This window comes from Streptomyces sp. NPDC001599, from assembly GCF_042893535.1.
Classification (GTDB): domain Bacteria; phylum Actinomycetota; class Actinomycetes; order Streptomycetales; family Streptomycetaceae; genus Streptomyces.
The window spans coordinates 12,179-25,411 of record NZ_JBIAVA010000029.1 but is presented as its reverse complement, the minus strand read 5'-3'; the positions used below and the strand labels follow the sequence as shown (position 1 = coordinate 25,411).

General features: G+C 70.9%; 12 protein-coding genes and 1 riboswitch. Of the genes, 5 read left to right on the top strand and 7 right to left on the bottom strand.

Annotation, left to right across the window (positions count from 1 at the left end):
• Positions 1-162: 162 nt before the first annotated feature.
• The 3 genes from ACFYZ3_RS37895 to ACFYZ3_RS37885 all read left to right on the top strand — a co-directional run bounded on the left by ACFYZ3_RS37895 (position 163) and on the right by ACFYZ3_RS37885 (position 4,424).
• Entirely contained in the window at positions 163-1,332 is a 1,170-nt protein-coding gene (locus tag ACFYZ3_RS37895; RefSeq protein WP_388527811.1) for a type III polyketide synthase, read from the top strand.
• Positions 1,333-1,513: 181 nt separating this feature from the next.
• The gene (locus ACFYZ3_RS37890; RefSeq protein WP_388527808.1) at positions 1,514-3,673 is read left to right on the top strand and encodes a SpoIIE family protein phosphatase; all 2,160 of its coding nucleotides are present in this window, start codon (positions 1,514-1,516) and stop codon (positions 3,671-3,673) included.
• Positions 3,674-3,797: 124 nt separating this feature from the next.
• Positions 3,798-4,424, top strand: coding sequence for a histidine phosphatase family protein (locus ACFYZ3_RS37885; RefSeq protein WP_388527805.1), 627 nt, complete (start codon positions 3,798-3,800; stop codon positions 4,422-4,424).
• A 48-nt stretch (positions 4,425-4,472) separates the two neighbouring features.
• Here the strand turns inward: ACFYZ3_RS37885 and ACFYZ3_RS37880 are convergent, their stop codons facing one another.
• From ACFYZ3_RS37880 to ACFYZ3_RS37870, 3 genes are all read right to left on the bottom strand, one after another.
• The gene (locus tag ACFYZ3_RS37880; protein ID WP_388527801.1) at positions 4,473-5,510 is read right to left on the bottom strand and encodes an ABC transporter substrate-binding protein; all 1,038 of its coding nucleotides are present in this window, start codon (positions 5,508-5,510) and stop codon (positions 4,473-4,475) included.
• 73 nt (positions 5,511-5,583) lie between these two features.
• Positions 5,584-6,357, bottom strand: a complete 774-nt coding sequence (locus ACFYZ3_RS37875) for an ABC transporter ATP-binding protein (RefSeq protein WP_388527798.1) — start codon at positions 6,355-6,357, stop codon at positions 5,584-5,586.
• Positions 6,357-7,463, bottom strand: coding sequence for a FecCD family ABC transporter permease (locus tag ACFYZ3_RS37870; RefSeq protein ID WP_388527795.1), 1,107 nt, complete (start codon positions 7,461-7,463; stop codon positions 6,357-6,359). The genes ACFYZ3_RS37875 and ACFYZ3_RS37870 overlap by 1 nt, the downstream gene beginning before the upstream one ends.
• A 100-nt stretch (positions 7,464-7,563) precedes the next feature.
• Positions 7,564-7,705, bottom strand: a riboswitch (cobalamin riboswitch).
• A gap of 123 nt (positions 7,706-7,828) precedes the next feature.
• On the opposite strand from ACFYZ3_RS37870, the gene ACFYZ3_RS37865 reads away from it, so the two are divergent.
• Positions 7,829-8,440, top strand: coding sequence for a GrpB family protein (locus tag ACFYZ3_RS37865; RefSeq protein ID WP_388527792.1), 612 nt, complete (start codon positions 7,829-7,831; stop codon positions 8,438-8,440).
• 154 nt (positions 8,441-8,594) lie between these two features.
• Here ACFYZ3_RS37865 and ACFYZ3_RS37860 read toward each other — a convergent pair whose 3' ends face one another.
• The 3 genes from ACFYZ3_RS37860 to ACFYZ3_RS37850 form a co-directional block, all read right to left on the bottom strand.
• On the bottom strand, positions 8,595-9,047 hold the full coding sequence (locus ACFYZ3_RS37860) for a hypothetical protein (protein ID WP_388527789.1): 453 nt from the start codon (positions 9,045-9,047) through the stop codon (positions 8,595-8,597).
• Positions 9,048-9,273: 226 nt separating this feature from the next.
• Positions 9,274-10,224, bottom strand: a complete 951-nt coding sequence (locus tag ACFYZ3_RS37855; protein ID WP_388527786.1) for a Dyp-type peroxidase — start codon at positions 10,222-10,224, stop codon at positions 9,274-9,276.
• 141 nt (positions 10,225-10,365) lie between these two features.
• Entirely contained in the window at positions 10,366-10,956 is a 591-nt protein-coding gene (locus ACFYZ3_RS37850) for a sigma factor-like helix-turn-helix DNA-binding protein (RefSeq protein ID WP_388527782.1), read from the bottom strand.
• A gap of 382 nt (positions 10,957-11,338) precedes the next feature.
• On the opposite strand from ACFYZ3_RS37850, the gene ACFYZ3_RS37845 reads away from it, so the two are divergent.
• Complete coding sequence (locus ACFYZ3_RS37845) at positions 11,339-12,085, top strand: SDR family oxidoreductase (protein ID WP_388527779.1); 747 nt, start codon at positions 11,339-11,341, stop codon at positions 12,083-12,085.
• A 48-nt stretch (positions 12,086-12,133) separates the two neighbouring features.
• Here the strand turns inward: ACFYZ3_RS37845 and ACFYZ3_RS37840 are convergent, their stop codons facing one another.
• On the bottom strand, positions 12,134-13,021 hold the full coding sequence (locus tag ACFYZ3_RS37840) for an aromatic prenyltransferase (RefSeq protein WP_388527776.1): 888 nt from the start codon (positions 13,019-13,021) through the stop codon (positions 12,134-12,136).
• Positions 13,022-13,233: the final 212 nt, after the last annotated feature.

Here is a 13,233-nt window from a genome sequence, read left to right as displayed (position 1 = left end):
GAGCCGTGCCACAGCACGCGTGGCTCTTCCCCCTCCCGCGTCCCTCTCCCCACCCCCGTTCCTCTCCCCCACCCCCGTTCCTCTCCCCCACCCCCGTTCCCTTCCTCAGCCGTTCCCCCTTCCTCACTGCTCCGCAGCAGACCCCGTAGAAAGGTGCCGATCGTGGCCGCATACCTGTGCGCTCCCGCCGTGATACACGGCGAGCACTCCGTCGAGACCCGAGAGATCGTCGAGGAAGTACGCGACCGGCACCCGCATGCGCCGTGGGCACCGCGGATCGACGGCATCGCGGCCAGTACGGGCATCGAGCGCCGCGGCTGGATGCTCCCCCTGGAGGCCGCCGTCGCTCCCGGCGCCGGTGGCGACCTCGCGTCCGCCCGGGAGGCGCTGGTCCGCGACGGGTTCACCGAGCAGGACGCGGACCGCGTGATCGCCGCCCTGCAGGCGGTGCCCGCGCCGCAGACCGTCCAGGAGCGCACCGCCCCGGCCTGGGAAGCCGTGCAGTCCTACGGGGAGCGCGCGGCGCGCGGCGCCCTGCAGATCGCCGGGCTGGACGTCGCGGACGTCGACTGCCTGATCACCAGCAACTCCACCACCCCGGCCCTGCCCGGACTGGACGTCGCCCTGGCCAACCGGCTCCCGCTGCGCGGCGACACCATGCTCCTGCCCGCCACTCAGTGGGCCTGCGTGGCCGGGACCCGTTCCCTGGCGCTGGCGGCCGACCTCGTGGCGGCGGACCCGGACCGGGTGGTCCTGGTCGTGATCTCCGAGGCGCTGAGTACCACCTACCAGCCCGCGGACGACACCCTGGAGTCGCTGATCGTCCGGCTGCTGTTCGCGGACACCGCGGTCGCCGCGGTGGTCACCGGCCGCCCGAGGCCCGAGTCGGTGCTCCGGCTGGACGCCGCCTGGCACCACACCCTGCCGGGCACGCGGGACCTGCACCGCCTGGAGACGCGGGCGGACGGCACCCACTTCGTGATGGACCGGCGCGGGCCGCGGGCGGTGCAGGAGACGGTCACCGCGATGTGGGAGTGGCTCCGCGTCCGGTACGAGGACGACCCCTCCTCCTGGCACCCCGACGTCCTGCTCGCGCACCCCGGCGGGACCCGGGTGCTGGAGTACATGGAGCAGACGATGCCCGACGAGTGGCCCTCGGGGCTCCTGGAGTACAGCCGGGACAGCTACACCAGCGGCAACCGCGGAGGCGCCGCCGTGTTCGACATCCTGCGCCGGGCGCACGACGCCGGGCAGAAGGCGGGCAGCCGTGCCGTCCTGTACGCGGCCGCCCCGGGCCTGACGGCCACCGCTCTGGAAGGGGAGTGGCTGTAGGGGGCACTCCGGGGCCCCCTGCTACGTTCCGTGGTCACCGCGCGGCCCGCTGATGTGGGCGAAGCGTCCGCGCGTGTTATTGAATGGGGTGTGCGGTCGGGATCCTCGGGGGCTCTTCCGCACGGGTTCGGGTACGGCCCCGGCACTGTGCCGGGGTTGGCGAGCGAGCTGAGGGAGCCGCATGGACTCCACACCCTCCCCTTCGTCCTCGTCGCCGTTCGACCTGGTCAGCAGCGCCCTGGGGCGGTACATCCCGCGTGGCGGAGCCGCGGCGGCCGGTCCTGCCGAGCCGCGGGACGACTCCGGCGGACCCCGGCCGGAGCACGACCGTCCGCCGGTGGGCCGGCAGGAGCAGATCCTCGGTGCGGTCAATCTGGACCGGGAGCTGAGAGTCACCCACCGCAATCTCGAGGCCCCCGTCTTCGCGGGACTGGACGCCGCGGTCGGCAGCCCGTTCGTCGATCTCCTGCCGCCCGGGGACGTGCCGACGGTCACCCGGCGGCTGCGGCAGGTCCTGGACACCGGTGAGGCACACGTCGCCCGGGTCCAGCGGCTGCGGCGCGGCGACGGGTCGGAGCTGGTGGTCTCGATGAGCATCCTGCCCGCGGCCGCGCCCCGGGAGGGCCTGACCGTCTCCGTGATCGCGATGGCCAGGAGGCTGCACCTGTACGCCGCCGAGACCGCTATCGGCACCTCGCTGGACATCGGCGAAACGGCGCAGTCGCTGGCGGAGTCCCTGCTGGCCTGGGGAGACGTGGCCGCAGTCGACCTCGACTTCGCCGTGTGGACGGGCGAGGGGGTCACCGAGCGGGCGCAGGGCCGCATCCGGCTGCGCCGGGCGGCCCTGGTGCCGGACCGGGCCTGGCCCGAGGGGTACGTGACCCTGGGCGAGGACCTGCCCAGCGACGCGAGTCGTCTGCTGTCGCAGGCGATACGGCGCGCCGACGCCCCGCAGTCCATCGTCATCCCCGACCGGGAGGCGATCGAGCGGGTGCTCGGCAGCCCGCGGCTGGTACGTGCTCTGGTGCCCGGAGACCGGTCGGCGGGAGTGGCGTGCGTACCGCTGGTCCTGGAAGGCGACCCGCCCGTCGTCCTGGGCGTGGCGGAGGTGTGGCGGCGGGCGGACCGCCCCTTCGCCGACAGCGAGCTGTTCGACCTCCAGGAGCTGGTGGCCAGGACCTCCCACCACGTGGACCTGGCCCGCCAGCACCAGCGCGAGCACACGCAGGTGCTGGCCCTGCAACGGCGGCTGCTGCCGCGCTCCGCCGGTGGCACCGTCCAGACCGCCAGCGTCTACCAGCCCGCCACCCCCGACAGCGCGGGCGTCGGGGGAGACTGGGTGAACAGTTTCCCGCTGCCGGACGGCCGTACCGCGCTGGTCGTCGGCGACGTCGTCGGGCACGGCCTGGGCGCCGCGGCCACCATGGGTCAGCTGAGCATGGAGGCCCGCGCGCTGCTGTCCGCGGGGCTGGCCCCCGACGAGGTGCTCGAGCACCTGGACGAGACCGTGACGCTGCTGGACGACGCGGAGTCCGGGCTGGCGGCCGGTTACAGCGCGCTCGGGTCGACCTGCTGCATCGCCGTCTACGACCCCGTCAGCCACCGGGTGACGCTGTCCAGCGCCGGCCACCTCCCCCCGATCCTGGTGTCGCCGGACGGACGCGCCGGCCCCCTTCCGGACCGCCCGCACCCGGGCCTGGGTACCGAGTTCGCGCTGCGGGAGCCGTACGGCGTGCACACCTTCGTCGCACCCCCGGGGTCCCTGCTCGCCCTCTACACCGACGGTCTGGTCGAGGATCCGGCCGTGCCGATCGACGAGGGCATCGCCAGGCTGGCGGACGCCGTGTCCGGCGTGCATCCGTGGGACTCGTTGCAGCAGGCCGTGCGCCGGGTGGTGTCCGAGGTGATGCCGTCGCACCAGCGCGACGACGTGACCCTGCTCATCGCACGCACGATCGGCTACCGCAAGGGGGACACCGCGACCTGGCGGCTGCCCGCTCGCGACGACGCGGCCGCCCGGGCCCGCGCACTGGTCTCCGCACTGCTGCGGCAGTGGCGCACCAGGGACAGCACCCGGGACAGCGTGCTGCTCCTGGTCAGCGAGCTGGTCACCAACGCGGTCCGGTTCGCCGGCGGCCCCATCACGGTACGGCTGATCAGGGCCGGTCCCGGTCTGCTGTGCGAGGTCGGCGACACCGGCAACGGCAGACCGCGGCTGGGCCGGGGCGGGCTCCTCGACGACGGGGGCCGCGGCCTGCACGTGGTGCACCGGCTCACCACCCGGTGGGGCGTGCGGTGGACGGACACCGGCAAGGTGGTCTGGGCCGAGGTCGTGCGCTGACGCGGCCGCGGGAACGTACCTCCTTCCGCGGCTCAGCGGCTTTCACGGCGTGAGAGGAACCAACGCTCGGGGTACCGGCGTCCGTTGACGTACAAGATCGCCCGTCCGCCCCGAGGAGTCCGCGATGACCGGCACAGCCACCCGCTACCTCTACCTCGCCCGGCACGGTGAGGCCGCACCGGACGAGAGCGGGCTGACGGACGCCGGCCGGCGCCAGGCCACCCTGCTCGGTCAACGCCTGCGCGGCATTCCCCTCGCCGCCGTCCACCACGGCCCCCTGCCGCGAGCCGAACAGACCGCGCGCCTGGTCGCGGACGAACTGGAGGGCATCACGCCGCGCGTCTCGGAAGCCGCCGGTGACTACGTGCCCCACATGCCCGAACGGTCCGAGCTCCCGGCCGAGTCGGCGGACCTCTACCTCCGCTTCCTCGCCGGTGCCACCGACGAGGAACGCGAGCGCGGCCCGGAGCTCGCCCGTCAGGCGCTGCGTCTTTTCACGGGGGCGGTGACGGACGGCGCCCGGGACCGGCACGAACTGGTCGTCACCCACAACTTCCTCATCGCCTGGCTCGTCCGGGACGCCATGCACGCGCCGAGGTGGCGGTGGCTCGGCCTCAACCACTGCAACGCGGCGCTCACGGTCATCCGTTACGCGCCCGGGCGGGCGGCCTCCGTCCTGCTCGCCAACGACATGCGGCACCTGCCCGCCGAGCTGCGCTGGACGGGCTTTCCCGCCGAACTGCACGTCTGACGACCGGAATTCGCGCACGGGCCGGAGCGCCGTCGCACCGGCCGGTACTCAGGAGCCGAGGCCGCTCAGGTAGGCCGCCAGCGAGGTGATGGCGGCGGGGTTGCGCGGGCTCTCGACGAGGTCGACGTAGTCGAGGGTGAAGATCCGGTCGTTCTTGACGGCGGAGACGTTGGCGAGCGGCTTGTAGGACTTGAGGAAGCGGCGCTTCTGCTCGGCGGCGGTGTCCCCGTAGTCGTTGATCACGATCACCTCGGGGTCACGGGCGACGACCGTCTCCCAGCCCACGGTGGTCCAGCTGTCCTTCAGGTCCTTCATGACGTGGTCGCCGCCGGCCTTGGTGATGATGTCGTGGGGTCCGGCGTAGGCCCCGGAGGTGAGCGGCTTGTCCTCGCCGCTGTCGTAGAGGAACACCCGGGGCCGGTCGGCGCCCTTGGGGGCCTTCGCCTGCGCCTGGGCGACCTGGTCGCGGAACCGGGCGACGAGGGTCTCGGCCCGGTCCTCGACGTCGAACACCTTCCCCAGGTTGCGCAGGTCCGTGTAGAGCGCGTCGAGCGGGGGCATCACGCCGCGGGCCTTGCCCTGCCCGTTGCGGCACGACTCACTGAACAGGTACGAGTCGATGCCCAGGCGGCGCAGCGCCTGAGGGGTGAATCCGTCTCCCTCGCTGAAACCGTAGTTCCAGCCCGCGAAGACCAGGTCGGCACGGGCGTCCAGGACCAGTTCCTTGTTGATGCGCTCCTTCGACAGCCAGGTGGTCTTCCGGTAGCCGTCCTTCCACGGCACCTTCGTGAGGTCGCCCTTGTCGTCGGGCATGACGTATCCGGCCATGTGGTCCTCGAGTCCGAGGGCGAACATGATCTCGGTGATTCCCACGTCGTTGGTGACCACGCGTCGCGGGGCCTTCTCGAACGTCAGCTTCTCGCCGCAGTTCTCGACCGTCACCGGATAGTGGCCGTCGGAGGACGCCCGGGCGCCCTCCCCCTTCCCCGCCTCCGGCGAGACGTCCGCCCCGCAGCCGGAGACGGCGAGGGCGAGGACGGGGGCGAGGGCCAGGGCCAGGGCGGCGGGGCGTGCGCGGTTCGGCATGCTGGTGGTGACTCCTTCGAGGGCGGGCGGGGCGGGGCGGGGCGGACGAGGCAGGGCGGACGAGCCGGGCTCACTACTGAGCCGGCAGGCGGTCGAAGAGCAGTTGGAGTGCGCCGGTCTCCGGGTGGGCGACGCGGTGCGCCCGGACTCCGAAGACGTCGGCCAGCAGATCGGCCGTGAGAACGTCGTGCGGAGCTCCGGAGGCGACGATCCGTCCGCCGTCGACGACGTGCAGGCGGTCGCAGTGGAGCGCGGCGAGGTTGAGGTCGTGCAGGGCGGCCAGCACGGTCGGCCCACTGGCCCGCACCAGGGACAGGACTTCCAACTGCTGGGCGATGTCCAGGTGGTTGGTGGGCTCGTCCAGGACGAGGATCCGCGGCTGCTGGGCGAGTGCGCGAGCGATCAGGACCCGTTGCCTCTCCCCGCCGGAGAGGGTGAGGAAGCCGCGGTCGGTCAGGTGGCCCGCGCCGACTCCGTCCAGGGCGGCGGCGCAGACGTGCCGGTCCTCGTCGGAGGTCCGGGCCGCCGCCCCTTGGTGCGGCAGTCTGCCCATGGCCACGACCTCGGCCACCGTGAAGTCGAACTCCGCCCCCGCTTCCTGCGGCAGGGCGGCGAGCCGGCGCGCGCTCTCCCGCGGGCTCAGGGAGGGCAGGTCGTCACCGCCGAGCCGGACCACGCCGGCCGTGGGCCGCAGCGCCCGGTACACGCAGCGCAACAGGGTCGACTTGCCGCTGCCGTTGGGTCCGACGAGCCCGACGAACCGGCCGCTGTCCGCGCGCAGCGACACCTCGTCGAGCACCCGAACACCGGACATCTCCACCGTGAGTCCCTCGACCTCGACCTGCATCACACGCCTCCGAAGGTGTAGGTACGGCGGCGCATCAGCAGGACGAAGCAGGGCACGCCGATCGCCGCCGTCAGTACGCCCAGCGGCAGTTCGGCGGGCGCGAGCACGACCCGCGACAGGATGTCGACCCAGACCAGCAGTACGGCCCCGCCCAGGGGCGCCACGGCCAGCAGCCGCCGGTGGTCCGCGCCGACCAGCATCCGGGCCGCGTGCGGGACCATCAGGCCGACGAAGCCGATCGCCCCGCTGACCGCGACCACCGCACCCGTGACGGCCGCGGCGGTGAGGAACAGTTCCTTGCGCAGCCGCCCGGGGTCCACGCCCAGCGCGGCGGCGGTCTCGTCGCCCATCGCGAGGGCGTTCAGGCGCCGGGCCGACCAGCCGAGATGGACGAGGCCGCCGAGGACCGCGCCCGCGGCGATCGGTACGGAGGACCAGTTCGCCCCGCCCAGGCTGCCGAGCAGCCACATCATGGCGGACCGCGCCGCTTCGCCGTGCTCGGCGGCGAACACCATGAAGGTGGTGACGGCCGAGAAGCCGTAGTACATCGCGGTACCGGTCAGCACCAGCCGGAGCGGGGTCAGGCCCCGCGGGGTCCGGGCGATCGCGTACACCAGCACCATGGCCGCGAGCGCGGAGAGGAACGCCGCCGTGGACAGCGCCCAGAGACCGAGCGCTCCGAAGGCCCCGAAGATGAGCACGGCGTTGGCCCCCACGGCGGCACCGGAGGAGATGCCGAGGACGAAGGGGTCCGCCAGAGCGTTGCGGACCATGGCCTGGACGGCGACGCCGACGGACGCCAGGCCGGCGCCGACGACCGCCGCGAGCACGGCTCGTGGGAACCGGAGTTCCCAGACGATGGTGTAGGCGGCGACGTCGTCCGCGTCTATGGTCCCGCCGGTCAGGCCCGCCCAGAGGTAGTGCAGGGCCTCGCTCCAGGAGAGCCCCGCCGCGCCGATGCACGCCCCGCAGGCCAGCGAGACGGGAAGCGCGACGCACAGCCCTGCCACCAGCAGGGGAAGTGAGGCGCGCCTGGCCGGTGGTGGCCCGCTGTTCCTCGTACGGTCCGGTGGGGCGGCGGGTGTCCGGTCGCGGAGCGTGGCCACAGGCGTTTCGCTTTCGCCTCGGGCCGTGCGCCTGCGTGATCGAAGGAGCGGGCCCGGACGCTGGGCGCCCTGCACAGCACCTCTCGCAGTCCACGGCGATTGACAGGGGCTTCACCACCGCGGGTAATCGGGCTTACGGGACCCCTTGCGGGGCTCCGCCTACCGTTGCGGGTCAGCGCCGGACTTCGACCGGACTTCCCCCACGAGGCGCTTCGCAGCGTACCTCGTCACCTTCTGCGGGCAGGAAGCGCACCCGGACTCCGCGGCTTCCGTCGCACGGAATGCCCGGACTGCCGCCGACGGACGGCCGGACCGATGATGGAGAGCAGAGGCCGTGAACCGGCCCGAACGTGAGGAATGTATTGATGACGAACAGCAGTGGCCGACGTCGGCCGGACGTCACGACGGTTGAGATCATCGGTGGGCCGGAAGCACTCGAGGTCGGCCTCAGCGACTACGACGCCCGGTGGGCGGAGACCTACCTGCGTCACCGGCGTCGGATCCTTGACGCGTTGGCGGCGGACGTCGATGTCGAGCACATCGGCTCCACTTCGGTTCCGGGACTGGCCGCCAAGCCGATCGTGGACATCGTCGTCGCGGTGGCCGACATCACGGCGGAGGAGGACTACCTCGACGCGCTGTTGGCGGCCGGGTACGAACTGCGGGTTCGCGAGCCAGGACACCGACTCGTGCGCACACCCACTCGCGACGTGCATGTCCACGTCTACGAGAGAGGGGCCGCGGCGGTGCACGAGTACCTCCTCTTCCGTGACCACCTGCGCACCGACGCGGGCGATCGCGCCCTGTACGAGAACGTCAAACGAGCCCTGTTCGACCAGCCGTGGAGCGACATGAACGACTACTCCGACGCCAAGAGCGACGTCATCCTCGCGATCAAGTCCCGAGCCAAGGCCGGTGTCCGCCCGGACGGTGAGGGCATGACGACGCCCTCCGCCTCCGGACCAGGCGCACCGTGACGGCGTCTCGTACGGCTATGTCTCCGGCAGCGCGGGCCGACGCTCCGCGCGAGCGGTCGAGGTCTCGTCAGCGTCGGCCTGGGTCATCAGTGCGGTGAAGACCCGTTCCACGTGCCGTCAGCGGCCCACCGTCCGGCAGCCCGCCTCGGCGCCGTTACGCGTACGAGTCGACGTTGATCGAGTAACCGGCACCGGCGCTGAGGTCGGGGCGGCTTCCGTGGCCCTCTTCCGCGAGCAGTTCGGCGGTGAGGAAGATGATCCGCAGGTTCATCGTCTTCGTGACGAAGCTCAGGTCGTCGGGCGCGGCGTCGGGCGCCGGGATCCATCCGTCCTGTTGCGCTGCCGTCCGGTAATGCGCCGCCACATCGGCCCGTGTGCCGGGAAAGGCGTACGTCCGCTCGGCGTACACCGTGACCTCGCCGCTGTCGGACCAGCAGCCGGCGTCGACCTCCTCGAAGCCCCGGGCGACGGTGGCCTCGTCGGGTCGGGAGTCAAGGATGTGGAGCGCCGTCAGCTCCTCGACCCGGGCGTCGGTCCCCTCGCAGTCCTGGGCGAGGTCCATCAGCGTGCAGCCGGTGAGCGCCGAGGTCACGAGCAGGGTCGCCACGAGAAGCGATACGGGTCGGGTGCGAGTTGTTCGTATGGACAAAGCGAGCTCCAGAGGTGGTCCGGGCAGCGGACAGGCCGTGGTTCGGACGGGAAGTCTTCGAGCCTGCTCCGAGGAACCACCGCCCGGTTCTACCAGAAGCCGCCACCCCCGCAGCTGCCGCCGGCGTGAGGGTGCTCCCCTTGAGGGCCCCGTGAGGGTGTGCCCGGGTCGAGTCGCTCGGTGCTCAGGGCCGAGCGGGGAGGTTTTCCAAGAAGTCCGCCGCCGGTGTGAAGAACAGCGAGCCGGTGACGGCGGTGGAGAAGTCCAGGATGCGATCGTGCGGTGCCGACGCGGTGCCCAGGAACATCCGCTCCAGCATCGTCTCCGTCACCTCGGGGGTGCGGGCGTAGCCGATGAAGTACGTGCCGAACTCCTCGCGGCCCACCGACCCGAAGGGCATGTTGTCCCGAAGGATCTCCAGATCGCTGCCGTCCGGACCGGTGACACTGGTGAGGGCGACGTGCGAGTCGGCCGGCTTCACGTCGTCGGACAGCTCCACGTCGGTCATCTTGCGGCGGCCGATCACCCGCTCCTGGGCCTCGACGGAGAGCCCTTCCCACGCGTCGATGTCGTGCAGGTACTTCTGCACGACGACGTAGCTCCCGCCCGCGAAGGCCGGATCCTCGGCACCGACGAGGACGGCCCTGCGCGCGGCGGCTCCTGTCGGGTTCTCCGTGCCGTCGACGAAACCGAGCATGTCGCGCTCGTCGAAGTACTTGAAACCGTGCACCTCGTCCTGCGGGGTGACCGCTCCGCGCAGCCGGCCCGTGATCTCGGTGGCGAGTGCGAAGCACAGGTCCAGCCGCGCGGCCCTGATGTGGAAGAGCAGGTCACCCGGGGTGGCGACTGCCCGGTGCACCGGCCCGTCCAGCTCCCGGAAGGGATGCAGCCCGGCCGGACGCGCCCCTGAGAACAGGCGGTCCCACGCCTCGGAACCGATGCCGGTGACGCAGCTCAGCCTGCCGTCGGGCTGCGCGCGGAACCCGACGGCTCGCTCCAGCGAGGCGACATCCGACAGCAGGTCCCGGACGGTGTCCTCCCCGCCACTGTCGATCGTGACGACGAGGAAGATCGCCGCACTGGTCAGGGGGGACAGAACCATCTGGGGCTCCGGCTCCTCGACTTCTCCGCCCATGAACGAACATCCTCCCACGACCGACTCGCACCTCCACACACCATGTCACATCAGTGTGGGTGGGTGATGCCCGGCATCACGTAACAAATTGCGGTGCGCTTCGGGGCCCCGCGGTACCCGGGCCGGCGAGCGCCGGCCCGGTCATGCGGCCTCGTAGTCCTCGGCCCCGTCGCCCCCGCGCGTCTGACCGGCGGTGTCCTCGCGGCCTCGCCGGTCCGCGACGCGGTCCGTGGCGAGGTGCCGTCGCGCCCGGCGCACCAGGTGCCGGGCCTGGGCCTCGTCGACGCCGAGGACGGCAGCGATCTCGGAGTAGGGGGAGGCCAGCGTCTCCCGCAGCACGAAGGCCGCCCGTTCCGCGACGTCCAGCTGCTCGAGCATGAGCAGCACGTCGAACTCGACCGGCTTCGTGCCCTCGGCGCCGGTCGCGCCCCCGTTGCCGGTGTCCAGGGGTTCGGGCAGCCAGGGGCCGAGGTAAGACGCGCGCCGCATCCTGGCGGAGTGCGCGGTGTGGATCGACAATCGGGTCGTGGCCATGGTCAGGTAGGCCTGTGGATCAGCCACCACCGCACGGTCGGTGGCCTGCCAGTGCCGCCGGACGTCCCGCACGATGTCCTCAGCCTGCGTGGCGCTGCCGAGCATGCCGTACGCGATCCTGAACAGTCGTGGCCCTTGCCGGGTGAAGACGTCCTCCGTCCGACCGGTTGGTCCGGCGGGTGGCTCACCGTCTGACACCGAGGGCTGCACACGTCCCCGCCCGTCCCCACTGTCGTGTTGCCCAACTTTCTTGGCGCCCATCACTCCACGTTTCCTTCCCGAGACGAGTGGCCGAACAGGGGCCTCGTTCGGACATCGTGGTACTTCATGGACCGAACCTACGCCGCCGTCGGAGGCGAGCGGGACCATTGAGCGGGTCGGCAGTCATTCCGCAGTCGTTCTCCGTGAAGGGACCTTCATGTGGATTGCGGATGGAGGGTTGAAGGAGAGGTTGCGGAAAACAGATCCCTCGCTCCGCCGCCTGTCACAGGTGGCGCTCCCGCCCGGTCTTTGGTTACGTGAAGACCGCTCGGTCGCGGCATCGGTTGCCGCTCCGGGAGAACTAGCTGAAAGGCGTCCGATGAAGGTTGTAGTAATCGGCGGAACCGGGCTCATCGGCTCGCAGGTCGTCGCCAGGCTCGGCGAGCACGGGCACGAGGCGGTCCCGGCCTCCCCCAACACCGGCGTCAACACGATGACGGGCGAGGGCCTGGCAGAGGTGCTGCGAGGTGCCTCGGTCGTCGTCGACGTGTCGAACTCTCCGTCGTTCGCGGACGACGCGGTCAAGGAGTTCTTCCGCGTCTCGACGTCCAACCTCCTGAAGGCCGGGGCGGAGGCAGGTGTCGGCCACCACGTGGCGCTCTCCGTCGTGGGGACCGACCGTCTCCAGGGGAGCGGCTACTTCCAGGCCAAGCAGGCCCAGGAGGACATGATCAGGGACTCCGGGATTCCGTACTCGATCGTGCACGCCACGCAGTTCTTCGAGTTCGCGAAATCCCTGGCGGACTCGGCGACGGAGGGTGACACCGTGACCGTGGCCCCCATCAAGATCCAGCCCATCTTCTCGGGTGACGTGGCCGCGGCCGTGGGTCGTACGGCCGTCGGCGCGCCCGTCAACGGCACGGTCGAGGTCGCGGGTCCCGAAGTGTTCCGGCTGGAGGACTTCATCCGCAAGGGCCTCGCGGTGCGGGACGACACCCGAACGGTCGTGACGGACCCGAACGGTCTCTACTGGGGTGCCGCACTTCAGGAGTCGGATCTGCTCCCCGGCGCCGACGCCCGCATCGCGGAGACCCACTTCGACGAGTGGGCAGCAGGGCAGCGCTAGTCCCACGTCCCGGGGGCCGTGCCCGCGATGGAGGCGTTCGAGGGACGATCAGCGGCTCCAGTAGCCGAAGACCCGGGACGCCGCATCACCGGTGTAGTCCGCCTCCATCTTCAGGTAACTCCCGCGGGCGCCGAAGGTGGGGTTGAAGATCAGTTCCCTCCGCTCAGCCTGCACCGGAGCCTCGGCGGCGAAGCGGGCGGCGAGCGGGTGCAGGTGGGAGGGGAACTCGCCTTCCCTCGACGGGACGGCGAAGCACAGCCTGCGGGCCCGCGGGGAGTTCCAGTCGAACGTGTAGTAGACGTTGATCGCTCCCCGGCAGCGCTCGATCTCCTCGTTGTCCGGCGGGAGAGAACCCATGTCCCGGATCATCCCGGCTACTTCCTCCTGTTCGAAATAGCCGGGACTGACCATCTCGGAGTAGAGGTTCGTCGTGTTGTCGCGGAAATCGAAACCCATGATCGCGAACCTGTCGATACGAGCCTCGCCGAGACGTTCACGATGGTCACGCAGGGAACGGGGTATGTTTTCGAGCGAGGCGATCTCACCGAATTCCAGGGGCTGCTCGAAGAACGCCCAGACCTTCTGTACGCCGTGTCCCACCGAGGCGTCCAGCCCCCACCACAGCGGGATCTTCTCGGTGACCTCCGCGAGCAGCGACATGACGGCGGGATCGGCGTCGGGAAGAAGTCCGTGTGCTCGGGCGATCTGGACCGGATCATGGGGCGAATCCGGGTACATGTAACGGAAGTTCACACTGCGGTTGGACGCTTCCTGTGTCGTGGTGCGGACCGTGATGGTTCCCGTGGCGAACTGCTCCGCGAAGACGTCGACCACCTGCTCGACGGCTCGGTTGTCGAAGTCGACCTCGGCAAGCTTTGCGTACGCCTCCAGGTCGGAAAGGAACCGAGCCAGATCCGTAGTTCTACCAGTAGGCATTGCTCTCCAGCTTCTTCCGGATCACATAGAAGTGCTCGTGCACATGACTCGCTCGTGGTCCGTGAACGCGACAGTCACGCGTCCGGGGCCGTCTTGCCATCCACCAGTCTGACACAGTGTGACTTGAGCCTCGTCCGGGCCACTCGGCCACCACACCATACTGGACTTCTTCACACTGTCTGAGCCGCACCCTTCGGGTTCACGGCGGGAAG